The following is a 24,201-nucleotide window of genomic DNA, read 5'->3' as shown; positions in this document are numbered from 1 at the left end:
GTCGCCTAACCATCGGGAATGATTGGCGAAGACCGTTTCCATGCAAGATAGGCGGCAATCGTGATCTGGCAACCGCGCATCGGGCGCGGAAGCGGCCGTCTCAGTTCTTGAAGACGATGCAGGCGCCGCCGGCCCGGCGGATGTCGTTGCAGAGATCGTCGGCCTCGGCGCGCGACTGGCGCCCGATGCGGGCGGTGTAGCGCGGCCGCGCGCCGAAGCGCGCGTGGCGCTCGCGCTGGATCAGCGGCTTTTCCGCGTTGATCGGCGCCGGCAGCCGTTCCAGCGCCATCATGAACAGGCGATGGGCGGCGGGCTTGCTGAAATGGGCGGCGAGTTGCACGCCCCAGGGGGCCCAGACGCCCTCGTCGGGAAAGATGATCTCGCGCATCCGCCGGCTTTCGGCCAGCGCCACGCAGGCCTCCTGGAAGGGCTTGTCCTTTTCGAGCGCCAGATCGAGCGTCTCCGGCGGCGCGTCCTTCCATTGCTCGGCCGTGTTGGCGGTGATCGCCATGACATAGGCGCGCGTCTCGAAGGGCAGCCGGCCGTTCGACAGGAAATTCTCCAGTCCCGTCTCGCCGGCATTGTAGGCGGCGGCGGCCAGGCCGAGATTGCCGTAGCGATCGCGCAGTTCCGCGAGGTATTCGGCCGAGGCGTCGAGCGCCTGCAGCGCATGGAAGCTGTTCTCCAGCCCCCGCAGCCTGGCCGTGCCGGGCATGAACTGGGCGATCCCCTCCGCCCCCTTGGGGCTGACGGCGTCGGGGCGGAAGAGGCTTTCCCGCCAGATCAGCCTGGCAAAGTAATCCGGCGGCAGGCCGTTCAAGAGCGCATAGCGCTCCATGGCGTTGCAGATGTCGCGGTTGTAGGTGTCCTGCCTGACGCACAGTCTGGTGCCGTCGGAAAGCCAATCGGCGAAGAGGCACGGGGGCGGGGCGCGGAACTCGGACTGGGCGGATGCACCGGGCGGCGCTGCGAGGATCGGCGGCAGGGCGAGTGCGACGGCAGGCAGGACGGCTTTCAGCCGCCGGGCCCACCCCCGCCGCCATGCCTCAGCAAACGCCATCTCATCCCCCGCGCCGACCGTTCGCCTGACAGCATTGTCCGGATCCGTGGAGGAAGTGAGGCAACGCGCAGGCGTTGCACGGTGATCGCCGGAGGGAAACGGGGTGGGGGACCGTCGGGCCTGGCAAGGCCGGGTGGAGGGTAGTGCGCGCAGCACGGATCTCGCAGTCCTGGGGATGAAGAAGCCCCTCACCCTGGCCCTCTCCCCGCAGGCGGGGAGAGGGGACCTATGATGTGCCTGCCCGAGGCGTAGGCACTGCCGGCGCGTCTGGGTCCGCAGGGAGAGGAACGGAGACGCCGCGGCGTTCGTCCTTCTCCCCGCTTGCGGGGAGAAGGTGCCGGCAGGTGGATGAGGGGCGCTCCGCCGCCATGTCGATCGCTACGGCAAGGGGCCGGGCATCCCCGGCCGCTCACCGGGCCAGGGGAGCCGTTTGCGGGCCGCCTCAGGCGGCCTTCTCCTTTGCCGGGTAGTCGGTGTAGCCCTTGGCGCCGCCGCCGTAGAAGGTGGCCTGGTCGGGGGCGTTGAGCGGGGTGTTCTCGCGCAGCCGTTCCACCAGGTCGGGATTGGCGATGAACAGCTTGCCGAAGGCGACGAGGTCGGCATAGCCGCTCTCGACAGCCTTGAGCGCGAGATCGCGATCGTAGCCGTTGTTGACCATCCACGCGGCTTTGCCGCCCTTGTTGCGGTAGGCCGCCTTCAGCGCGGCATAGTCGAACGGCACGTCGCCCTGCAGGTAGTTGCGGTCGCCGCCGGTCGCGCCCTCGATGACGTGGATATAGGCGATGTCGTCCGGCAGGCCGGCCACGACGTGCTCGAACAGCGGCTGCGGGTTCGGATCGGAGATGTCGTTCGCCGGCGTGACCGGCGAGATGCGGATCGCGGTGCGACCGGCGCCGATCTCGGCCACGACGGCAGCCACGACCTCGAACAGGAAGCGCGCGCGGTTTTCGATCGAACCGCCATAGGCGTCGGTGCGCTGGTTGGTGCCCGAGCGCAGGAACTGGTCGAGCAGATAGCCGTTGGCCGCGTGGATCTCGATGCCGTCGAAACCGGCGTCGATCGCCGCGCGGGCCGCCTTGCGGTAGTCCTCGACGATGCCGGCGATCTCGGCGGTCTCGAGCGCGCGCGGCTCGGAGGTGGGCGCAAAGGCGCCGGTGCCGTCCTCGTTCATGATGTAGGTCTTGGACTTGGCGGTGATGGCGGAGGGCGCGACCGGCTGGCCGCCGTTCGGCTGCAGGCTCGTGTGCGAAACGCGACCGACATGCCAGATCTGCGTGACGATCTTGCCGCCGGCACGGTGCACGGCCTCGGTGACGTTCTTCCAGCCCTCCAGCGCCTCGGGCTTGTAGAGGCCGGGCACGTCGGCGTAGCCCTGGCCCTGCTGGGTGATGGCGGTGCCCTCGGTGATCAGCAGGCCGGCGGTGGCGCGCTGCTCGTAGTAGGTGGCGTTCAACGTGTTGGGAACGGCGCCCGGCGAACGGTTGCGCGTCAGCGGCGCCATGACGATGCGGTTGGCAAGCTTGAGATCGCCGGCTTCAAGCGGGTCGAACAGGCTGGTCATCGGTATTTCCTTTTTCAGGTGGGGGAGGATCGGCCGCGGCGCGTAGACGTCCGCGGCGTTGGGAGGATCAGAGAGAACTGTCGAGGTGCTTCAGAAAAGCGGCGATCGTTTCCTCGTCGCGCTTGTAGAAGACCCATTGACCGACGCGCTTCGTGGTGACGAGACCGGCCCGCTGCAGCGTGGCGAGATGGGCGGAGACCGTCGACTGCGACAGGCTGCAGCGCTCGAACTGGCCGGCGCACACGCCCATCTCCAGCGGATGCTCCTGGCCGGCGAAGTGCTTTTCGGGCTCCCGCAGCCAGTTCATGATCTGGAGGCGTGCCGGATGCGCCAGCGCCTTGAGGATTTCGACCGTATCCATCTCCGTCTCATTTCGCCATATCGCGATTTATCGATACATGGATCGTGGAACTTCGATATTCAAGGGCGGTCGGATCGGAAATGTTCGCGGGCGCAAAAAAAAGGGCCGCAAGCGAAGCCTGGGCCCTGTAGGTGTGAAGGTCTGAACCTCCAGAGGGGAACAGCCAATGCGGCGGTACTGGGAGGAGAAAGACCGCCAGTCGCATCGGCTTCAATGGATATGGGGCAACGGGCGCGCGCTTTCAAGGGAAGGGAATGTCGCGCCGCGAGGCCAAGGGAGAAAATATTTGCGAAGCAGCAAAAAACCGCAGGCGACCAGGCAAAAAAAGAGGGCCGCAAGATGAACTTGGGCCCTTTATAGTTATGAAGGTAAAAACCTCCAGAGGGGAACAGCTGCTGCGGGTGGCACTGGGAGGAAAACCACCAGATGTGCATCAGCTGGGTGCTGTATGATGGTTTTTTGGGCAGGCAGCAATCAATTTGTGTGCATGTCAGCCATGCGATGAGCGCAGGCCTTTGCTTCGACTTGCGCATCCGGCGAAAATGCGCCGGATTTCGACCGTTCTCCGTTGCCGGCGGCGTGCGGAAACGCGGCCGGCAAACGGCGGCCGGTCAGAAGTTCCAGTTGCGCGCCTTGGAGACGATGAAATCGCGGAAGACCTTCAGCTTGGCGGCGTTCTTCATCTCGTGCGGATAGCAGAAATAGGTGTCGAAGGAGGGCACGTCGGCGCTGGTCACGAGCTGCAGCAGCCCCGGGTCGCGGCCGACGATGTAGTCCGGTAACATGGCGATGCCGATGCCGAGCAGGCACGCCCGCTTGATCGAGGTGAGGCTATTGATCTGCAGCACAGACGGGCGCGGATTGTCCGAATCCCGGCCGGCGATCTGCAGCCAGTTGACGTCGAGCAGGTAGTTCGGCGCCGGCTCGCCGAAGGTGATGATCTTGTGATGGTCGAGATCGTCGATCGATTGCGGCTCGCCGTAGCGGTTGATGTAGGAGGGGGCGGCGTAGACGTGCATGTGCACGGTGAACAGCTTGCGCTGGATCAGGTCGGACTGCTGCGGCTCGCGCAGGCGGATGGCGCAGTCGGCATGGCGCATGTTGACGTCGAGTTCCTCGTTGTCGAGGATCAACTGCACCTGCATGTCGGGATAGAGTGCCAGGAACTCCTGCACCTTGTCGGTCAGCCAGCCCTGGCCGAGGCCGACGGTGGTGGTGATCCTGAGCTTGCCGCTCGGCTTCTCGGTCGTCTCGGTGAGCTGGACCCGGACGCTCTCGAGCTTCATCAAGACGTCGTGGGCGGTGCGGTAGAGGATCTCGCCCTGTTCGGTCAGGATCAGGCCGCGGGCATGGCGGTGGAACAGCTTGATGCCGACGTCCTGCTCGAGCGCGCTGACCTGGCGGCTGATGGCGGACTGCGACAGGTGCAACTTGTCGGCCGCGTGCGTGAACGAACCGGCCTCCGCCGCGGCGTGGAATATCCGCAGCTTGTCCCAGTCGAGCGCCATTCTTTCCCCCATATGTCTTCAGGGCGGGGAACGCCGTCCGTTTCCCGCCCGTTGCTGATGATCTGTTCCCACTCCCGCGAGTGCGGGCGGGCCCGCCTCGCGTTATTGGCGGCTTCTACTCGGCCGCAATTGCGACAGGCATATGACCCGCGAGATACTTTTCCGTCTCCAGCGCGGCCATGCAGCCCATTCCGGCGGCCGTGACCGCCTGGCGATAGATGTCGTCGGTGACGTCGCCGGCGGCGAAAACGCCCGGCACGTCGGTGGCCGTCGAATCGGGCGCCGTCCACAGGTAGCCGTTCGGCTTCTGCTTCAGCTTGCCCTGGAAGAGCTCGACCGCCGGCGCATGGCCGATGGCGACGAACACGCCGTCGATCGCCATGTCGCTCACCGCACCCGTCTTGGTGTTCCTGAGCCGCACGCCGTTGACCGATGCCGGCATCGGCGGCTTTGCCTCGGCGCCCAGGTATTCCGTCACCTCGTGATCCCAGATCACCTTGACGTTGTCCTTGGCGAACAGGCGCTCCTGCAGGATCTTCTCGGCGCGGAACGAATCGCGGCGGTGGACCACCGTCACCGTCTTTGCGAGATTGGAAAGATAGAGCGCCTCCTCGACGGCCGAGTTGCCGCCGCCGACGACGATCACGTCCTTGTTGCGGTAGAAGAAGCCGTCGCAGGTGGCGCAGGCCGACACGCCGAAGCCCTGGAACTTGTGCTCCGTCTCGATGCCGAGCCACTTCGCCTTGGCGCCGGTGGCGATGATCAGGGCATCGGCCGTCCATTCGGTGCCGCTGTCGGTCGAAATGCGGAAGGGGCGCACGTCGAGGTCGACATTGGTGACGAGGTCGTTGACGATCTCGGCGCCGACGTGCTGGGCCTGTTTCAGCATCTGCTCCATCATCCACGGGCCCTGGACCGGATCGGCATAGCCCGGGTAGTTCTCCACGTCGGTGGTGATCATCAGCTGGCCGCCCTGTTCCAGGCCGGCGATCAGGACGGGTTCCAGCATGGCGCGCGCCGTGTAGATGGCGGCCGTGTAGCCGGCCGGGCCGGAGCCGATGATCAGGACCTTGACGTGACGGGCAGACATGGCTGCACTCCTTGGCGATGCTCGCCCGACGTCGCGCACAGATGCGCCTTGCGGGCTCAAAGGGAAATCGTCGCTCATTTATGAGTGTGGGACCCCATTATTCAAGGGCAAGCCCGCATTTGCCAACAGGGTTGGCGGGGGCGCGTGACATTTTTGTGCCTGCCTCTGCAATTATCTTACGTCTGCTTGCGGTTTCTGGTAATGCGCGTGCAAAACAGACAGGGGAATCTCATCCGTGTTTCGCGCAGAACTCGATGCCATCGACATCAAGATCCTGAAGGAACTCCAGGCCGACGGCCGCATGACCAATGTGGAACTCGCCGCCAAGGCCGGCATATCCGCGCCGCCGTGTCTCAGGCGCGTGCGCAAGCTGGAGGAGGCCGGCATCATCGAGGGCTATCATGCGATGCTGAACGCGCCGGCGCTCGGCTTCGACCTCGTCGCCTTCTGCATGGTCGGGCTGAAGCACCAGTCGGAGGCCAATCTCAAGGCGTTTGCCGCCGTCACCGCCGAATGGCCGCTGGTGCGGCAGGCCTGGATGGTTTCCGGTGACAGCGACTTCCTGCTGCACTGCGTCGCCGCCAACCTCACCCGGTTCCAGGATTTCGTCATCGAGGTGCTGACGGCCAACGAGCATGTCGACACGGTCCGCACCATGCTGACGATCCGCCAGGTCAAGAAGCTCGGGCTGGTGGAGATCTGAGGCGTTGGGACGCTCCGACCGCCCGCTGTCCCGGTCGCTGATCAAGCTCGGCGCGCGCCTGCTGCTCGGGCGAGACCTCGCCCACATGCAGGACTGGTATCCGGGGCTTTCGATCGACGAGGGCCGGGTGCTGCACTATCGCCGCCAGCCGGTGGCGACGCTGCGGGATGCGGGCATCCTCATCGACGCCACCCGGGCATGGGTCCACATCGTCGGCTCGGGACCGTCGGTGGCCGGGGCCGATCTCTCCCGGCTGGAGCCTGCAAGCGCGATCCTGCTCAACGGCGCGATCCACCTCGCCGGCGGCCCGGTCGCCGCGCCGCTCGCCGTCGCCGTCGAGGACGAGCGCTTCGTCTACCGGCATTTCGAGCTGATGCGCGAGAAGATCGCGGCAGGGCAGGCGTGCCTGTTCTCCGTCGCCGCCTTGCGGGCGATCTGCGAGCGCGATCGCGGCTGGCTCGCCGACCGGCGGGTGATCCTCATCAACGATATCCGCAAGCCCTATGGCCTGCCGCGCCGCACGGCCGCACAGATCCGGGCGCTCGATTTCGTGCGGCTGGATCCGACGGGCGAATACGGCGTCTCGCTCAGCCCCGAGCGCGGCGTGTTCCAGGGCGGATCGGTGGCGGTTTCGGCGCTGCAGTTCGCCCTCGCGCTGCGGCCGGCGAAAATCGGTTTCATCGGCATCGACATCAGCAACGCCGCCGAGCCGCGCTTCTACGAGGAGCGGGGGCAGGCCGCCTTTTCCGGGATCGCCGGGGCGGAGGCGCGCATCCTCGGGCATGTCGCGTTGGCAAGGACCGTTGCGGAGGAGCGGGGGATCGCGCTCGTCAATTTCTCGCCCGTCTCCGCCCTTTCCGACATCGGGATCGCCTTCGACGACCGGCTGGTGCGCTGAGCCGGAAGGGTCAGGGCGACTGCGCCAGCAGGCGGCGGTAGACCTCGCCGATCGCGGTCGCCTCCGTTTCGAGGGCGAAGGTCGCACGGACGTGGTCGAGCGCCCTGCGGCCCGCCTCGAGCGTCGCTTGCGGATCGGACATGGCGCGGCCGATCGCTGCCGTCAGCGCCGTGCCGTCACCGGCGGGCACCACCGATCCTGTCACGCCCTCGATCGTCATCTCCGCATAGGCGCCGGCGTCCGAGGTGACCACCGCCGTCTGCGAGGCCATCGCTTCCAGCGGCGTCAGGCCGAAGCCCTCGTTGCGCGAGGGGGCGACGTAGAGGGACAGCCGCCGGTACCAGGGCTTGATGTCGTCGACCTCGCCAAGGAAGACGATGCGATCCGACAGTCCGGCCGTGGCGATCTCCGCCTTCAGGGCGTCGGCGAAGCCTTTGTGCTCGGGGGTGACGCGGCCGGAAATGACGGCGGTCCAGTCCGGATTGCGGGGGAGCAGCGCGATCATGGCGCGGACGAAGAGATCGGTGCCCTTCTGGTGGCGCACGCGGCCGAAGCAGCCGACGAGGTATCGCCCCGGCAGGCCCGTCGCCGCGATCGTGTCGTCCGGGCCTGCCGGCGGGTGGAACCGCTCGAGGTCGACGCCGTGGCGGATGACGGTGTGCGGAACCTCGAGGAAGGAGCCGGAGCGGCCGCTGGTGGCGATCACCGCATCCATGCGGCGGATCAGGAAGCGGGTGTAGCGGCTGTGGCGGCGCTGGGCGGCGGAGGTGAAGAGCAGCTTCAGCGGCATGCGCAGCACGTCGCGTAGAAGGATGCCGGGCAGCATCTCGGTGTTGCGGCGGGCATGCCAGACCCGGTGCCTGCCGCCGGCCGGCGGGCGCCAGAGCGACAGGAGATCGAAGAAGCGGACATGCGGGATATCGGCCGTCAGCCCCGGTCCGAGCGTCGCCACCCGCTGGCCGAGCCGGCGCTGCATCGGCACGAGCTGGATGATGGTCGAGGTGACGCCGGAGAGCCGGCGCTTGAAGTTCGGCGCGACGACGTCGACATCGGCGATGTCGACGCGGGTTGCGTCCTTTGCCGGGGAGCCGGTCATGCCCGGCGCATCAGCCCCAGGAGATGGACAGGATCTCGTAGGCCTTGGAGCCGCCGGGCGCATTGACCTCGATCGATTCACCGACCTCCTTGCCGATCAGCGCACGCGCGATCGGGGAGGAAATGGAGATGCGGCCTTCCTTCACGTCGGCTTCCTGGTCGCCGACGATCTGGTAGACCTTCTCTTCCTCGGTGTCCTCGTCGACGAGCTTGACGCGGGCGCCGAACTTGACGGTGTCGCCCGACATCTTGGCGAGATCGATCACTTCTGCGCGGGCAACCAGGTCCTCGAGCTCGGTGATCCGGCCCTCGTTGTGGCTCTGGGCTTCCTTGGCCGCATGGTACTCGGCGTTTTCGGAAAGGTCGCCATGGGCACGTGCCTCGGAAATCGCCTCGATGATTCGCGGGCGCTCTTCCTGCTGGCGCCAGCGCAGTTCTTCCTGCAGCTTGACGAAACCGCCCTGAGTCATCGGCACCTTATCGACCATTTTCCTCTGTCCTTCCCGCTGTATCCGCTTGTTGCAGACACAAAACAAAACAGGTCCCGAAGGGAAACTTCGGAACCATGTTCAGATTCAATTGGGGCGCTTATAGCAGATCGTCCAGATCGATTTCCAGATAAATTCGCATCACTGTCACAAAGCCGGCCGTTGTTGGGATCGTCCGCGTGGAGATTTCGCGGCGTTGCAGATCATTCTTGACGAATGGCAACGGAACATATAGTGAACATACGGATGAGGAAAACGCTTCGGGAACGCCTGGCCATCCTTTCGGACGCCGCGAAATACGACGCCTCCTGCGCCTCGAGCGGGACGGTGAAGCGGGATTCCGCTGCGACCGGCGGCCTCGGCTCGACGGAAGGTGCGGGGATTTGCCACGCCTATGCGCCTGACGGGCGGTGCATCTCGCTCCTGAAGATCCTGCTCACCAATTTCTGCATCTACGACTGCGCCTATTGCGTCAACCGCTCCTCCAGCAATGTCGAGCGCGCCCGGTTCACGCCGGAGGAAGTGGTGTGGCTGACGCTGGAATTCTACCGGCGCAACTATATCGAGGGGCTGTTCCTCTCCTCCGGCATCATCCGCTCCTCCGACCACACGATGGAGCAGATGGTGCGGATCGCGCGCGAGCTGCGGCTGACGCATAATTTCCGCGGCTACATCCACCTGAAGACCATTCCGGAGGCCTCGCCGCACCTGATCGAGGAGGCGGGGCTGCATGCCGACCGGCTGTCGCTCAACATCGAGCTGCCGACAGACGGCGGCATCGCACGGCTGGCGCCGGAGAAGAAGCCGGCCTGCATCCGCCGCGCCATGGGCGAACTGCGGCTGAAGATCGAGGAGGCGGCGGAGCCGACGCTGCAGACCAGGCGGACGAAACGGTTCGTGCCGGCGGGGCAGAGCACGCAGATGATCGTCGGCGCCGACGGTGCCAACGACGCGACGATCCTTTCGACCAGCGGCCGGCTCTATTCGAGCTACGGGCTGAAGCGCGTCTACTATTCCGCCTTCAGCCCGATCCCCGACAGTTCGAAGGCGCTGCCGCTGATCAAGCCGCCCTTGATGCGCGAGCACCGGCTCTACCAGGCGGACTGGCTCTACCGGTTCTACGGCTTCGACATCGGGGAGATCACCGCCAGCCAGCCGGGCGGCATGCTCGACCTCGACCTCGACCCGAAGCTCGCCTGGGCTTTGGCGAACCGGGCGGCCTTCCCCGTCGACGTCAACCGGGCCGTGCGCGAGATGCTGCTGCGCGTGCCGGGGCTCGGCACGAAGACGGTGGCTGCGATCCTGTCGGCGCGCCGGCTGCGACGGCTGCGGCTCGACGACCTCAAACGGCTCGGCGTCTCGATCCGCAAGGTGCAGGCCTTCATCGTCGCCGAGGGCTGGACGCCGCGGCGGCTGATCGACCGGCCGGACCTGCGCACGATGTTTGCGCCCGCGCCGCGGCAGTTGTCGCTGCTGTGATGCGCCGGGTGACGCTGGAAGGCCGGGGGGACTTTCCGGAATGGCGCGACGCCGCGCGCGACCTCCTCATCGCCGGCGTGGCGCCGGGGGAGGTCGAGTGGTGCGAGCGCGACGCTTCGCCGGGGCTTGCGTTCGAGGAACTGGCGTTCGGGGAATCGGCAGTTGGCGGCGCCGGGAGATCGGGGCCCGGAGAACTGGCACCCGAAGGACTGGCACCCGAGAGATTGGCACCCGAAAGACTGGCGCCTGAAAGAGCGGTGGCTGAAGAACTGGCGCTCGACGATGCGACCGTCGGGAACGGCTCCGCCGCCGGAAGCGGGGCCTCGGGGCCGCCGCGGGTGCCGGCCGCCTTCCCGGCGCTGGCTGCGGCCGTCGTCTGCCATTCCGATCCCGCCCGGTTCCTGCTGCTCTACCGGCTCCTGTGGCGGCTGCAGGCGGACCGGCGGCTGCTCGAGGTCGCCTCCGACGCCGACGTGGTGCGGGCGAACCTGATGGCGAAGAGCGTGCGCCGCGATGCGCACAAGATGACGGCCTTCGTGCGCTTCAAGGAGTTGAAGGGCGGGCCGGCGGGCGGCCGGCGGCGCTTCGTCGCCTGGTTCGAGCCGGATCATCACATCGTCGCCCGCGTGGCGCCGTTCTTCCAGCGCCGCTTCACCGACATGGACTGGCTGATCGCGACGCCGAAGGGATCGGCCGCCTGGGACGGGCGGACGCTGACCCTCGACGGCACGCCGTGCCGCAAGCCCGATCTGGCCGACGACGCCGACGAGCTGTGGCGGACCTACTATGCCAGCATCTTCAACCCGGCGCGGCTGAAGGTGAAGGCGATGCAGGCGGAAATGCCGAAGAAATACTGGCGCAACCTGCCGGAGGCGACGCTGATCCCCGGCCTGATCGCCCGGGCCGAGCCCAGCCTGCAGGCGATGGCGGTGAGAGGTGCGAGCGAGCCCTTGCCCTATCACCGCCGCATCCAGGAGAGGGCCGCACGGCTGCCCCGACCGGAGCCGCCGCCGGCCGGCACGCTTGCGGCGCTGCGGCAGGAGGCAAGCGCCTGCACCCGCTGCCCGCTGCACCAGCGGGCGACGCAGACGGTCTGCGGCGAGGGGCCGGATCGCGCGGACCTCATGGTGGTCGGCGAGCAGCCCGGCGACCGCGAGGACCTTGCCGGCCGCCCCTTCGTCGGCCCGGCCGGGCAGGTCTTCGACGAAGCGCTCGCCGCCGCCGGCATCGACCGGGCGGGGCTCTACCTCACCAATGCGGTCAAGCACTTCAAGTACGAGCCGCGCGGCAAGCGCCGCATCCACCAGCGGCCGAACGCCGACGAGGTGCAGCACTGCCGCTTCTGGCTGGCCCGCGAGGTCGAGCTGGTGCGGCCGAAACTGGTGGTGGCAATGGGCGCGACGGCGCTGTTCGCGCTGACCGGCATGCGCTCGAAGCTGGAGGCGATGCGCGGCACGCCGATGGCGATGGCGGACGGGCGAGCCCTCTTCGTCACCGTCCACCCCTCCTATCTGCTGCGCATTCCGGACGCGGGAAAGAGGGCGGAGGCGGTGGCGCGGTTTCACGAAGACATCAGCGTGGCGGGACGGCTGGCTGCGGCGATGTGAGGACGGCCGGATCGGGGGCGGTGTGCGGATTGGGCTGCCGTCGTCCGGGAGCTGGACGGGATGGTCAAGTCCGCGTCCGGGCGAAATCAGGCCGGCCCCTGTCGCCAGATGATAACCTTGCGTCAACCATTTTTTGCCGATGCCCTTTCAGGTTGTGCGTTGAACGTCAAGATGGCCCTGATATCGCGGCAGCCCTGATGGCCAGTTTGCGAGCGGCTGGAGGCATTGTTGAAATACAGTCTTGCGCTACTTGGGCTCCTTGTCGTTGTGAACGCAGCATCGGCATCCGAGGTGCCATTTTCCTCCACGAGAAGCGCTCCGGACTACTCTGCCACCATGACAGGACAGGACGGGTCAAGGACGTATTCCCGCACCGTTGCGCATCACACGGGATGGGCGCGCGTCGAGGAGGTTCGAGACGGCATCATTCATATCGGCTACGGGAATTTTCACGCCAATGCGTGGCTGAGCGCAACGAAAGCGGATGGGGACGACTTCTCCAGCGTGATGGTGAAAAGGGCGGTACCTTCGCGCGACTACGAGGGCATCGGTTCGGCAAGGGAAGGCGCTGACGACGGAAACTATGCTGGAGAGCACTGCAAGTGGTGGCAGCTCTTTCGTCGCGGGCCCGGAAACGGGCAATATGGGCCGTTCTGGTTCAGCTGCCAATCGGCTGACGGGATAGAGATCGCGACAAAGACGTTGTTGTCCGCCGACAATCGACCGATGTCGGAGACGCAACTGGTGAAGCTGACGCGCGGACCGGTCGCGGAGGCAGAAGTGCGGCCTCCTGCGAGGCTCTTTCGGCCCGACTTCTGGTTGACGCCGCTGCGGGCGTATCCCGAGAAACCTGCAACGGCTGCCGATTTCGAAGTCAGAATGGTGAGCGGGAACGCGGCATTCAGAATGTTGAGGCACTACCCCTGGCGGGCTGAGGAGCAGCGGGATGAAGACGGAACCGTCCGGTTCAGGGTCTGGAACGAACTCGACGACCAGGGCATCTTCGTCGTCTTTTCGGGAGATTCCCATTGGTTTCGTGCCTCCCGTTCGCCGCGAAAGCCCGGCCGTTTCTGGAACTCTTTCGACATTGCAACCGGCCAGGTCGACCTGGAGCGGGGCGACGAATATCTGGGGGAACCGTGCAGGTGGTTCGACATGACGCCCAACATGGCCGACGCGGGGAAAGAGCAGTGCCTGACGGCCGATGGCATCCCCTTGCGGGAATACCGTACGTCATGGGTCGGCAGAGCAGATCTCACCGTCGTCAGCCTTGTCCGCCGTGCGGTCGAGCTCGAGGAGCTGTTCCCGCCCGCCGAGCTGATGGCCCCTTCCAACTTGGGCTTCACCCCGCTCCTTGAATGAGGCGTTTCGCGGGCTCCCTGGTCGTGCTGCCCGCCTGGGGGGCCGAAACGGAGTCACGGCGCATCTGCTCGCTGATCCCCCTCAATGCCCGGGGGCGAGCGCCTTCTCGTCGAGATGGGCGCGGGCGTAGATTTCGCGGGCGACCGCGGCGAGCGCGAGGAGGGTGACGGCGGCGAGAAGGCAGCAGACGGCGAAGCCGGTGGAGAAGGACTGGCGGGCGGCCTCCAGCCAGGCGGGGGCCGCGGCTGCGCCCAGCGCAGTCTCGGCCATGGCCTTGTCCGCCAGCGTCGTCGCACCGAGGGCCGTGGCGGTCTCGATGGCGCCGCCGATCGTCGTCCTGACCGCGGCGGCCTGGGCGGGGTCGAGGCCTGCGACATTGGCGCCGGCCATCAGCCAGCGGTAGATCAGCGTGCCGAGGCTGCCGAGCAGGGCGACGCCGAGCGCGCCGCCGAATTCGGCGCTGGTCTCGGAGATCGCCGAGGCCGAGCCGGAGCGTTCCGGCGGCGCGGTGCCGACGATCAGGCCGGTCGTCGTCAGCACCACCGGCACGAAGCCGAGCGCGATGATCATGTTGGCGCCGAGCACGCCGTAGATGTTCTCGTAGTAGGCGGCGATCGCCATGGCCAGCGTTCCCACCGCATTGACCACCAGCCCCAGAAGGACCGTCCGGACCGGGCCGAAGCGGTTGGTGAAGCGGTAGGCCTGGAGCGACATGACCGTGAAGACCAGCGACGACGGCACCGACCAGAGGGCGGCGGCGAGCGGCGAAAGCCCGAGCACGAACTGGAGAAACAGGTTCTGGTAGAGGAAGACGCCGAAGACGAAGAACATGCCGGCGAGATTGACCAGCAGCGAGGCGGTGAAGGCCGGTATCCTGAACAGCTTCAGGTCGATCAGCGGATGGGACAGGGTCTCCTGGCGGCGGATGAACAGCCACCCGACCGCAAGCCCGGCTGCGATCGGCAGCAGGTGCTTCAACTGGAAACCGTCCGCGGCCATGTGCTTCAGGCCGTAGATGACCGGCAGGACGGTCGCGAGCGACAAAAGCACGCTCGCAAGGTCGAGCCGGGTGCCGTCCGGGCTCTTGTATTCCGGCAGCAGGATCGGCGCGACCACGAGCAGGACGAGCATGGCGGGGATGTTGATCAGGAACACCGCGCCCCAGTGGAAATACTGCAGCAGGAAGCCGCCGAGCAGCGGCCCGATGAGGCCGCCGACCGAGAAGGCCGTTCCCCAGACGCCGATGGCGCGGTTGCGCTCGGCCTCGTTCTTGAACAGGTTGACGATCAGGGACAGCGTCGACGGCGCGATGGTGGCGCCCGCGATGCCGAGCAGCGCGCGCGCTGCGATCAGTTGCTCCGCCGTGGCGGAGAAGGCGGCGAGCGCCGAGGCCACGCCGAAGGCGAAGGCGCCGATCAGGAGCACCCGCCGGCGGCCGATCCGGTCGCCGAGCGTGCCCATGGTGACGAGGAAGCCTGCGACCATGAAGCCGTAGATGTCATTGATCCACAAGAGTTCCGATGCCGACGGGTCGAGATCGGCGACGATGGCGGGGGTGGCGAGAAACAGGATGGACAGGTCCATCGAGTAGATCAGGCAGGCGATCGACAGCACGCAGAGGCCGATCCATTCCCGGCGGCCGGCGAGGCCGGTGTCTTGCGATGGCGCTTTCATGATGGTTCTCCCGGTCTGCGACAGGCGATGTAAGGCACTGCCGGGAAACTGCAACCGGCCGCGCGCCGAAACCGGCATCCGTAACGTCGGTCCCCAACCGAATTGCGGATCTTTCGCCTTAGCAGAACCCGGTCGCAGAATTCAAGGTTTCCCTCCCTGAGGTTGCAGAAGCCGGCGGCGGCAGGAGAACGGCACGGCCGCGCCTGTGTCCCGGCTTGCCGATGCCGCTTTCGCAGCGTAGGAGCGTCATGCAACCCGAACATGAGCCGCAAGCGTGTCCTTCATTTCCTTTCTTCGCACGGCGGCACTTGTCGCCGCCCTGTCGCAACCGGCTAACGCCGCCGACCTGATGACCTTCTGGGATACGCCTGAAAAGGGCGCCAACGGTTTCAACGCCGCCCCGCAGGACGAGGCCTACTTCCGGGCCCTCTCCTCGACCGGCGCGACATGGGTGCGGCTCTCCTTCAGCAAATGGCAGGGCAAGGGCCGCGATTTTCTCATCGGCGACGCCGATCGCTATACCGGCCTCGTGCCGGAGGATCTCGCCACCCTGCGCAAGGTGCTGGATGCCGCGGACGCCGCCGGTCTCAAGGTGGTGGTCACGCCGCTGAGCCTGCCGGGCGGGCGCTGGTCGCAGCAGAACGGCAACAAATATGACGACCGTCTCTGGTCGGATGCCGCCTATCAGGACCAGGCGGTGCGCTTCTGGACCGACCTGGCCGCCGCACTGAAGGATCATCCGGCGGTTGCGGGCTACAACATCCTGAACGAGCCCGCGCCCGAGAAGAACGCCGGCGGCGTCGAAAACGGCACCGAGGCGCAGCTCCGCGACTGGCAGGCGGCGCATGCGGGCGGACCGCGCGACCTGGAGGCGTTCTATTCAAGGGTGATTGCGCAGATCAGGACCGTCGATCCCGTGACCCCCGTGATGGTCGATGGCGGCTGGTTCGCCAATCCCCGCTCGCTGGCCGCCTGGCCGAGGCCGCTTGCCGACGACAAGGTCCTCTACGCCTTTCACATGTATGAGCCCTATGCCGCGACCAGTTCGCCGAACATGAAGCGGGAGAAGCCGCTGCGCTATCCCGGCGTGACCACCGAATATGCGGGACACGACCAGGCCTGGGACCGCGCGGCGGTGCGGGCTCATGTCGACACCGCCTTCGACTGGGCCAAGGCGCAGGGCCTTCCAGCGACCCGGGTCGTCGCCGCGGAATTCGGCTGCATGCGGCGCTGGGCCGACTGCGGCACCTACCTGACCGACGTGATGGATGCCGTCGAGGCGCGCGGCGGCCACTGGGCGTTCTACGCCTTCCGCGAGGACAAATGGGACGGCATGGACTACGAGCTGCCAGCCAAGCTCGCCCCCGGCCGGTTCTACTGGCTGACCGAACAGGGAAAGGCCGACAAGCTGCCGCGCGACGGCGAACTCATGGATCTGCTGCGGGCGCACCTGCGGCGGTAGGTCGAGACAAGTGCTGCCCGCAACCGTCGCGTCGCGAGCGGGGCACTCTCAAGAATTGATCCACATTCGCGTCAGGAGCTGGGCGCCGGAGCGCCCGCTCCCGAGCCTTACGCGAAATAGCTCTGCAGCGGGTAGACCTCGAGCTGGCCTTCCTTCAGCGCCTTGATCGCCTCGGCGGCTGCCGCAGCACCGGCCATCGTCGTGTAGTAGGGCACCTTCTGCATCAGGGCGGCGCGGCGGAGCGACTTTGAATCCGAGATCGCCTTGGTGCCGTCGGTGGTGTTGATGACGAGCTGGACCTGACGGTTGCGGATGGCGTCCTCGATGTGCGGGCGGCCTTCCTGCACCTTGTTGATCTTGGTCGCCTCGATGCCGTTCTCGCCGAGGAAGCGGGCGGTGCCGGAGGTGGCCATGACCTTGAAGCCGATCCCGACCAGGGTGCGGACGGCCGGCAGCACGCGGTCCTTGTCCTCGTCGCGCACCGAGACGAAGACGGTGCCGTCACGCGGCAGGTCGACATTGGCGCCGAGCTGCGACTTGGCGAAGGCGACCGCGAAATTGCGGTCGAGCCCCATGACCTCGCCGGTCGAGCGCATCTCCGGGCCGAGCAGCGTGTCGACGCCGGGGAAGCGGGCAAACGGGAAGACGGCTTCCTTGACGGCGATGTGCTTCAGGTTGCGCGGATCGGGCTTTGCGCCGTAGGCCGAAATCGCTGCGTCCAGCTTCTCGCCGGCCATGACGCGGGCGGCGATCTTGGCGATCGGCGCGCCGATCGTCTTGGCGACGAAGGGGACGGTGCGCGAGGCGCGCGGGTTGACCTCCAGCACGTAGATCGTGCCGTCCTTGATGGCGTACTGGACGTTCATCAGGCCGCCGACGTTCAGCGCCTTCGCCAGCGCCCTGGTCTGGCGCTCCAGCTCGTCGACGATCTCAGGCGACAGCGTGCGCACCGGCAGCGAGCAGGCGCTGTCGCCCGAATGGATGCCGGCTTCCTCGATGTGTTCCATGATGCCGGAGACGAAGACGCTTTCGCCGTCGCAGAGCGCATCGACGTCGACTTCGACGGCATTGGTCAGATAGCTGTCGAACAGCAGCGGATTCTTGCCGAGCAGGGTGTTGATCTGGCCGGTCTTGTCGTTCGGGTAGCGCTGCTTGATGTCTTCCGGCACGAGGCCCGGAACGGTGTCGAGCAGGTAGGTCTGCAGCATCGATTCGGAATGGATGATCTGCATGGCGCGGCCGCCGAGCACGTAGGACGGGCGCACGACCAGCGGGAAGCCGATCTCGGCCGCGACGAGGCGGGCCTGCTCGACGGAATAGGCGATGCCGTTGTTCGGCTGGGTGAGATCGAGCTTCTGCAGGAGCTTCTGGAAGCGGTCGCGGTCCTCGGCCAGGTCGATCGCGTCGGGCGCGGTGCCGAGGATCGGGATGCCGTTCTTCTCGAGCGCTTCGGCGAGCTTCAGCGGCGTTTGGCCGCCGAACTGGACGATGACGCCGACGAGGGTGCCGTTGGTCTGCTCGGCCTTCAGGATCTCGATCACGTCCTCGGCCGTCAGCGGCTCGAAGTAGAGGCGGTCGGAGGTGTCGTAGTCGGTGGAGACGGTCTCCGGGTTGCAGTTGACCATGATCGCCTCGTAGCCGGCGTCCTTCAGCGCGAACGCGGCATGGCAGCAGCAGTAGTCGAACTCGATGCCCTGGCCGATGCGGTTCGGGCCGCCGCCGAGGATGACGACCTTCTTCCTGTCGGAGATGCCGGCCTCCGAGCGGGTCTGGCCGGCAAACGGCTGCTCGTAGGTCGAGTACATGTAGGCGGTCGGCGAGGCGAATTCGGCAGCGCAGGTGTCGATCCGCTTGAAGACGGGGCGGACGTCGAGGCTGTTGCGCAGCTCGGCGACTTCCTTCGGCCGCTTGCCGGAGAGCGTGGCAAGCCTTGCGTCGGAGAAGCCCATCGCCTTCAGCATGCGCAGGTTCTGGGCGTCCGCGGGCAGGCCGTGCTCGCGGATGCGGGCCTCCATGTCGACGATCGCCTTGAACTGGGCGATGAACCAGGGATCGATCCTGGAGCCCTCGTGCACCTCTTCCGGCGTGAAGCCCATGCGCAGCGCCTGGGCGACCATGCGCAGCCGGTCCGGCGTCGGCGTCGAGATCGCCGCACGCACCGCGTTCCTGCCGTCGCCGTTCTCGTAGCCGGGGATCTCGATCTCGTCGAGACCGGTGAGCCCGGTCTCCAGGCCGCGCAGCGCCTTCTGCAGCGATTCGGCGAAGGTGCGGCCGATCGCCATGACCTCGCCGACCGACTTCATCGCCGTCGTCAGCGTCGGCTCGGCGCCGGGGAATTTCTCGAAGGCGAACCGCGGGATCTTCGTCACGACGTAGTCGATCGACGGCTCGAAGGAGGCCGGCGTCGCGCCGCCGGTGATGTCGTTCTCCAGCTCGTCCAGCGTATAGCCGATCGCGAGCTTGGCGGCGATCTTGGCGATCGGGAAGCCGGTGGCCTTGGAGGCGAGCGCGGACGAGCGCGAGACGCGCGGGTTCATCTCGATGACGACGAGGCGGCCGTTCTTCGGATTGACGGCGAACTGGACGTTGGAGCCGCCGGTCTCGACCCCGATCTCGCGCAGCACCGCGATCGAGGCGTTGCGCATGATCTGGTATTCCTTGTCCGTCAGCGTCAGCGCCGGGGCGACAGTGATCGAATCGCCGGTGTGGACGCCCATCGGGTCGATGTTCTCGATCGAGCAGATGATGATGCAGTTGTCCGCCGTGTCGCGGACGACCTCCATCTCGTATTCCTTCCAGCCGAGGACCGATTCCTCGATCAGCACTTCGGTCGTCGGCGAGGCGTCGAGGCCGCCGGAGACGATGTCGAAGAATTCCGAGCGGTTGTAGGCGATGCCGCCGCCGGTGCCGCCGAGGGTGAAGGAGGGGCGGATGATGGCCGGCAGGCCGATCTCGTCGAGTGCCGTGGCGGCGATCGCCATGGCATGGCTCATGTAGCGCTGCTTGCGGTCGGTCTCGCCGAGGTTCCACTGGTTTTCCAGCGCGTCCAGCGCCTTGTCGAGCGCGTCGCCGGAAAGCTCGGACTTGAGCTTGGTGCGCTCGGCCTCGTGCTTCTTGCGGTCGGCGTCCTTGATCTCGGTGGCGTTGGCGAGCAGCGAGCGCGGCGTCTCCAGCCCGATCTTGGCCATCGCCTCGCGGAACAGCGCGCGGTCCTCGGCCTTGTCGATCGCCTCCGGCTTGGCGCCGATCATCTCGACGTTGTAGCGCTCCAGCACGCCCATGCGCTTCAGGGAGAGCGCGGTGTTCAGCGCCGTCTGGCCGCCCATGGTCGGCAAAAGCGCGTCCGGACGTTCCTTGGCGATGATCTTGGCGACGACCTCGGGCGTGATCGGCTCGATGTAGGTGGCGTCCGCCAGGCCCGGATCGGTCATGATCGTCGCCGGGTTGGAGTTGACCAGGATCACCCGGTAGCCTTCCTCCTTCAGCGCCTTGCAGGCCTGGGTGCCGGAATAGTCGAATTCGCAGGCCTGCCCGATGACGATCGGCCCCGCGCCGATGATGAGGATCGATTTGATGTCTTGGCGCTTGGGCATGGCTCTATCCGTTCTTTTGCCTGCGCGAAAAACCGGCCAGGGTGGGAAGTTCACCGGCCGGGGCGCTAGAGGCATCGTCTTTAAAGGCTAGAAGCGGCTTATAGGCAAATGCCGGGCCAAGCGAAACCCCGAAAATGGCTGATCAAACAGAAATCCTGGGGCCAATGGTGCGCCGGCATCGCGCCGCCGCACCCCTCGTGCCGCCGCAGCCTGGCGCCGGCCGCTTTCCGGGCACGACATCAGCGCGGATGCGGCCCACAGGCGAGACGGTCGAGGCCGGTGAGATGGTCGAGCGACCATCGCCCGGGTCCCCACGCCATGATCGCGAGCGCCATCGCGGCCCAGGTCACATGGACGGGCCATCCTTCCGGCACGGTCAGCTGGATGACAAGCGTCATGGCCAGCAGCGAAAGGGCCGCGGCGCGGGAGGCAAGACCGATCACGAGCAGGACCGGCAGGACGATTTCCGCCGTGCCGGAGGCGAAGGCGACGGCGGAGGGAAACGGATAGGGGTAGGGGCCGCCCGGCAGGTGCAGCCGGAACTCCGACGTAAAGAGCAGGATCGCCACGTCGTTCAAGTGCAGGAAGCCATCCCACTTGTTGATGCCCGACCGCCAGAACGGCACCGCCAGCGCGAAGCGGAGGGCGAACTGCGTGAGTGATGGTGGGGCGAGAGCGGCGATCATCGCATAAGCCTGCCCGATGGTTGCCGAGAGACCCGTCGGTGAGAATTGCCGTGGCGTCGGTTCATGTTTCATCGTCTGCTCCGTTCTTTGAAATGCCGCGGAAGGCGCCGGCCTCGATGAAGCCGGCGATCGCGGCCGAAAGGTCGAAATCGGGAAAGGCTGCCAGCGTGTCGCCGGCGGCCGACCCGAGCGGAACGCCGTGCATCAGGGCTGCGATCATCATCGCAGCGTCAGGCGCGATCTTGCGGACCTCCACCTCGAGGTGTGGGCGGGTCAGAAGCGTCCATTCCGGCTCCGTGGCCGTGATCCGCCCGACGGGTGTCTCCTGCCGGTTGGCGGAAAAGATGCTGAACGCCGGGTAGTCGGAAGCGAGCAGCCGGGTCGCGGGATGGGCGATGAACCGGGTCGCAGCCAATGCGTCCGGCGGCACGGCGGCCAACGTTTCGCGCGCCAGAACGGCTTCGTCGGCCGCGTGATAGGCGTCGAGCCAGGCCCGCTCGATGCGGGCGACATCGGCAAGCCAGGGCATGGGGCGGGCGTGCCGATACGTCTCGATGAAGGCCGGGAAGTCGCGGCCGTACTCGAAGAGCAGCGGCGAGGTCGGCGGCGTCGCGCGGACATGGAAGCGGGCCATGGCCCGGAAGAAGTCCGGCCCGGTGATCCGCAGGGTCGCCGGAAAGACGGCGGCCAGCGCCTCGATCAGGCTGACGGTGACGTTGTTGCGATAGATGCCGAACCGCCGCTCCGCCGCCCCGCCGCCGGGGGCGGCGACGCCCGGCGGGGCCGGTCTCGCGGGGTCGAGCAGCCGCCGGGCGAAATGGGCGGCGTAGGCTGCCGCCTCGCATTCCACGGCGATCGCCGGGTCAGACGGCCGCACGGCGCACCCTCCCGTCGTTCGTGACCGTGCAGCGGTCCAGGATCGCCTGTGCGGCTTCGGCCTCTCGCGTCAGCGTCGGCCAGTCCGGGATCGCGCTGTCCCACTCGACGAGCGTGGCGATCGGGCCGGTCCTGCCCAGAACCGTCTCGTAGAGCGCCCAGACCGCATCGCAGACCGGGCCGTCGTGGCTGTCGATCAAGAGAGGCGCGCCGTTCTCGTCGCTCTGGACCGCGTGCCCGGCGAGGTGGATCTCCTGGACGACATCGAGCGGGTAGTCGGCGAGATAGGCGAGGGCCGAGGTCGAAAGATTGGTGGCGGAGACGAAGACGTTGTTGACGTCGAGCAAGAGACCGCAGCCGGTGCGCCGCGCGAGTTCACGGATGAACGCGGTCTCGGTCATCGTCGATTCGGTGAAGGTCAGGTAGCTGGACGGGTTTTCCAAAAGGATCTGCCGGCCGATCGTCTCCTGCACCTGGTCGATATGGTCGGCCACGTGCTGCAGCGTGCCGGCGGTATAGGGCAAGGGCAGAAGGTCGTTGAAATAGGTGGTCTCGTGCGTCGACCAGGCCAGGTGCTCGGAGACGAGCGCGGGCTCGTAGCGCTCGATCAGCGCCTTGAAGCGGGAAAGGTGCAACTCGTCGAGCGGTTGCGGACCGCCGATCGACATGCAGACGCCATGGATGGAGACGGGGTAGTCCTGGCGGATGCGCGACAGGGCGCGATGCGGCGGGCCGCCGTCGCCCATGTAGTTTTCCGCATGGACCTCGAAGAAGCCCTTTCGGTGATCCTGCTGAAGGATCGCCGAAAGATGCTCGTGCTTGAAGCTCGTTCCCGCCATGCCGTCGAGCCGGTGGCGGGGAAAGCGAAGGGCGCGATGCCCGGTCGCAATGCCGTTCGGTTCCATCATCGTTCCCTCCGCTTTCCACGCGCCTTTCGATCAGGCCGGAATGTCGCGGTCGAGGGGCTCCATCGAACCTTTGCGGCCATCGGGCAGCTGCATGGTCGCGCAGGTGCCGCCGTCGACGAACTTCCAGGCGTTACCCTGGTAGTCGACGGTCGAGGTGCCCTGGCAGGTGGTGCCCGGGCCGGCGGCGCAGTCGTTCTGCCCCTTCAGCGCGACGCCGAAGCACTTCTCCTTGCCGGCATCCATCGCAGCCTTGACGTCGGCTTCCGACAGGGGGCTCGCGAAGGCCAGCGACGAAAGGGCCGATGCGACGGCGCCTGCCAGAACCGCGGTGCTTACTGCTGAACGTGTGGTCATGTTCCATTCTCCAGAACGTTTTGCCTCTCGATGCGCCACCCGGCGCACATCGGCTTTTTCGTCGGAGGCGGCCTTGCGTTACACTTGCGGCGAACACGACTTCGTGATTGTCGGCGGCGGCAAAGCGAAATACCGTGCGCCCCCTGTAACGAATGGAACCTGCCGGCCGAACAGACAGGAGAAGCAGCTTGGACAAGGCGGAGGAGCGCAGTCTCGAGCAACTGCTCGTTTCAGCGATCGAGGGCGACGAGCGGGCCTACTTCGCATTCCTCGAGGCGGTGGCGAAGCTGGTGCGGACGTGGCTCAGGCGGAAGGTGACGCATGGCAGCCTGGACGTGGAAGACGTCGTGCAGGAAACCCTGCTCGCCATCCACCTGAAACGGCATACCTGGCGCAGCACGGAGCCGGTCAGGCCCTGGATCTTCGCCATCGCCAACCACAAGCTGATCGACGCCTTCCGCCGCCACGGCCGCCTGCCGCTCGCCGACAGCCCGGCCCTGGAAGCGGTCGAGGCGGCGGAGCCGGAAGTGCTGCAGGGCTGGGAGATCGACCGGGCGCTGCAGGTGCTGACGCCCGGGCAGCGCTCGGTGGTGACGGCGGTGTCGATCGAGGGCAGTTCGATCCAGGAGACGGCGCGGGACCTGGGGATGAACGAGACGGCCGTGCGGGTCGCGCTGCACCGCGGGCTTTCGGCGATCGCCCGGCGCTTCGGAAGGACATGAGCATGGAGACGAACGAACTGATCAAGGCGCTTGCCGCGGATACGCGACGCTCGGGGGCGCCGCTGGGGCAGGCCTGGGTGATGGCGCTCGTTGCTGCGGTGCTCTTGGCCGCCTGCGTGTTCTTCGTGCTGCTCGGGCCGCGTCCGGACGCCGGTGCGGCCCTTTCCACCGTGCGCTTCGTCTTCAAGTTCCTGTTCACGATCGCGCTGGCGGTGGCCGCCTTGAGGCTCGCCATCGCCCTCTCGCGGCCGGGCGGCAACTGGCGCGCAGCGCTTCCCTCAATGCTGGTGGCGCCGGTGCTCCTCCTCCTGTCCGTCCTTCTGGAGCTCGCCGCAGTGCCGCAGGCGAGCTGGCTCGTCCGGCTGGTCGGGACCAACAGCATGGTGTGCCTGACCTTCGTCCCCCTGATCGGGCTCCTGCCGCTGGGCGCGCTGCTGCTGGCCATGCGGCACGGCGCACCGGCCCACGCGACGGCGGCCGGCGCGGTGTCGGGGCTTCTGGCGGGCGGCATCGCCGCCACCTTCTATGCCGCCCATTGCCCGGACGATTCGCCCCTGTTCGTCGCCGTCTGGTATCCGCTGGCGATCGCCATCCTGACCGGCCTCGGCGCGCTGGCGGGACGGTTCTCCCTGCGGTGGTGAACGGCCGCGGCGGCTGACATCGCGGACAGGGCGGGCAACAGACGGCCGGGCCGCCGACCGTGGCCGGGCCGCG

At 66.9% G+C, this 24,201-nt stretch carries 21 protein-coding genes; 8 read left to right on the top strand and 13 right to left on the bottom strand.

From position 1 onward, the window contains the following. Positions 1-100: 100 nt before the first annotated feature. The 5 genes from P0086_RS19095 to trxB form a co-directional block, all read right to left on the bottom strand. Positions 101-1,060 (bottom strand): lytic transglycosylase domain-containing protein, encoded by a 960-nt coding sequence (locus tag P0086_RS19095; protein WP_275788418.1) that lies wholly within the window; start codon positions 1,058-1,060, stop codon positions 101-103. A gap of 442 nt (positions 1,061-1,502) precedes the next feature. Then, positions 1,503-2,621: an alkene reductase gene (locus P0086_RS19090; RefSeq protein ID WP_275788415.1), complete on the bottom strand. Its 1,119-nt coding sequence runs from the start codon at positions 2,619-2,621 to the stop codon at positions 1,503-1,505. A gap of 67 nt (positions 2,622-2,688) precedes the next feature. Further along, positions 2,689-2,982, bottom strand: coding sequence for a metalloregulator ArsR/SmtB family transcription factor (locus tag P0086_RS19085; RefSeq protein WP_275788412.1), 294 nt, complete (start codon positions 2,980-2,982; stop codon positions 2,689-2,691). 611 nt (positions 2,983-3,593) lie between these two features. Continuing rightward, positions 3,594-4,490 carry a LysR family transcriptional regulator VtlR gene (locus P0086_RS19080; RefSeq protein ID WP_112594368.1) on the bottom strand — a complete coding sequence of 299 codons (897 nt, stop codon included), beginning with the start codon at positions 4,488-4,490 and terminating at the stop codon, positions 3,594-3,596. A gap of 115 nt (positions 4,491-4,605) precedes the next feature. After that, the gene (gene trxB / locus P0086_RS19075) at positions 4,606-5,580 is read right to left on the bottom strand and encodes a thioredoxin-disulfide reductase (protein ID WP_112611071.1); all 975 of its coding nucleotides are present in this window, start codon (positions 5,578-5,580) and stop codon (positions 4,606-4,608) included. A gap of 235 nt (positions 5,581-5,815) precedes the next feature. Between trxB and P0086_RS19070 the strand changes: the two genes are divergently transcribed. Both P0086_RS19070 and P0086_RS19065 read left to right on the top strand, forming a co-directional pair. Beyond that, complete coding sequence (locus tag P0086_RS19070) at positions 5,816-6,283, top strand: Lrp/AsnC family transcriptional regulator (RefSeq protein WP_112594364.1); 468 nt, start codon at positions 5,816-5,818, stop codon at positions 6,281-6,283. 4 nt (positions 6,284-6,287) lie between these two features. Then, a complete protein-coding gene (locus tag P0086_RS19065) occupies positions 6,288-7,181 on the top strand; it encodes a glycosyl transferase (protein WP_275788407.1) in 894 nt (297 codons plus the stop codon). Between the two features lie 10 nt (positions 7,182-7,191). Here P0086_RS19065 and P0086_RS19060 read toward each other — a convergent pair whose 3' ends face one another. Next, the gene (locus tag P0086_RS19060) at positions 7,192-8,277 is read right to left on the bottom strand and encodes a glycosyltransferase family 4 protein (RefSeq protein ID WP_275788404.1); all 1,086 of its coding nucleotides are present in this window, start codon (positions 8,275-8,277) and stop codon (positions 7,192-7,194) included. Between the two features lie 10 nt (positions 8,278-8,287). Continuing rightward, a complete protein-coding gene (greA, locus tag P0086_RS19055) occupies positions 8,288-8,764 on the bottom strand; it encodes a transcription elongation factor GreA (RefSeq protein ID WP_112594358.1) in 477 nt (158 codons plus the stop codon). Positions 8,765-9,010: 246 nt separating this feature from the next. Here greA and P0086_RS19050 point away from each other — a divergent pair, with 246 nt between their 5' ends. The 3 genes from P0086_RS19050 (at position 9,011) to P0086_RS19040 (ending at position 13,212) form a co-directional block, all read left to right on the top strand. After that, positions 9,011-10,243 carry a putative DNA modification/repair radical SAM protein gene (locus P0086_RS19050; RefSeq protein WP_275788402.1) on the top strand — a complete coding sequence of 411 codons (1,233 nt, stop codon included), beginning with the start codon at positions 9,011-9,013 and terminating at the stop codon, positions 10,241-10,243. Between the two features lie 257 nt (positions 10,244-10,500). Continuing rightward, the gene (locus tag P0086_RS19045; RefSeq protein WP_345799319.1) at positions 10,501-11,850 is read left to right on the top strand and encodes a UdgX family uracil-DNA binding protein; all 1,350 of its coding nucleotides are present in this window, start codon (positions 10,501-10,503) and stop codon (positions 11,848-11,850) included. A gap of 336 nt (positions 11,851-12,186) precedes the next feature. After that, on the top strand, positions 12,187-13,212 hold the full coding sequence (locus P0086_RS19040) for a hypothetical protein (protein ID WP_275788399.1): 1,026 nt from the start codon (positions 12,187-12,189) through the stop codon (positions 13,210-13,212). An 81-nt stretch (positions 13,213-13,293) separates the two neighbouring features. Here P0086_RS19040 and P0086_RS19035 read toward each other — a convergent pair whose 3' ends face one another. Further along, on the bottom strand, positions 13,294-14,886 hold the full coding sequence (locus tag P0086_RS19035; RefSeq protein WP_275788396.1) for an MFS transporter: 1,593 nt from the start codon (positions 14,884-14,886) through the stop codon (positions 13,294-13,296). A gap of 274 nt (positions 14,887-15,160) precedes the next feature. On the opposite strand from P0086_RS19035, the gene P0086_RS19030 reads away from it, so the two are divergent. Next, a complete protein-coding gene (locus P0086_RS19030) occupies positions 15,161-16,348 on the top strand; it encodes a cellulase family glycosylhydrolase (protein ID WP_275788393.1) in 1,188 nt (395 codons plus the stop codon). 107 nt (positions 16,349-16,455) lie between these two features. On the opposite strand, the gene carB is transcribed toward P0086_RS19030, so the two are convergent. From carB to P0086_RS19005, 5 genes are all read right to left on the bottom strand, one after another. Next, positions 16,456-19,941, bottom strand: coding sequence for a carbamoyl-phosphate synthase large subunit (gene carB, locus P0086_RS19025; RefSeq protein ID WP_275788391.1), 3,486 nt, complete (start codon positions 19,939-19,941; stop codon positions 16,456-16,458). 239 nt (positions 19,942-20,180) lie between these two features. Then, entirely contained in the window at positions 20,181-20,627 is a 447-nt protein-coding gene (locus P0086_RS19020) for a DoxX family protein (protein WP_275788702.1), read from the bottom strand. A gap of 61 nt (positions 20,628-20,688) precedes the next feature. Further along, entirely contained in the window at positions 20,689-21,504 is an 816-nt protein-coding gene (locus P0086_RS19015) for a DNA-binding domain-containing protein (protein WP_275788388.1), read from the bottom strand. Beyond that, positions 21,491-22,408 (bottom strand): DUF692 domain-containing protein, encoded by a 918-nt coding sequence (locus P0086_RS19010; protein ID WP_275788700.1) that lies wholly within the window; start codon positions 22,406-22,408, stop codon positions 21,491-21,493. The genes P0086_RS19015 and P0086_RS19010 overlap by 14 nt, the downstream gene beginning before the upstream one ends. 33 nt (positions 22,409-22,441) lie before the next feature. Beyond that, on the bottom strand, positions 22,442-22,765 hold the full coding sequence (locus P0086_RS19005) for a DUF2282 domain-containing protein (RefSeq protein WP_112594347.1): 324 nt from the start codon (positions 22,763-22,765) through the stop codon (positions 22,442-22,444). A 188-nt stretch (positions 22,766-22,953) separates the two neighbouring features. Here P0086_RS19005 and P0086_RS19000 point away from each other — a divergent pair, with 188 nt between their 5' ends. Then, positions 22,954-23,487, top strand: a complete 534-nt coding sequence (locus P0086_RS19000; protein ID WP_148189369.1) for a sigma-70 family RNA polymerase sigma factor — start codon at positions 22,954-22,956, stop codon at positions 23,485-23,487. Between the two features lie 2 nt (positions 23,488-23,489). After that, entirely contained in the window at positions 23,490-24,128 is a 639-nt protein-coding gene (locus tag P0086_RS18995; RefSeq protein ID WP_275788383.1) for an NrsF family protein, read from the top strand. The last annotated feature ends 73 nt before the right edge of the window (positions 24,129-24,201 follow it).

It is taken from the genome of Mycoplana sp. MJR14 (assembly GCF_029210525.1).
Classification (GTDB): Bacteria; Pseudomonadota; Alphaproteobacteria; order Rhizobiales; family Rhizobiaceae; genus Mycoplana.
This window is presented reverse-complemented; position numbering and strand designations above follow the sequence as displayed.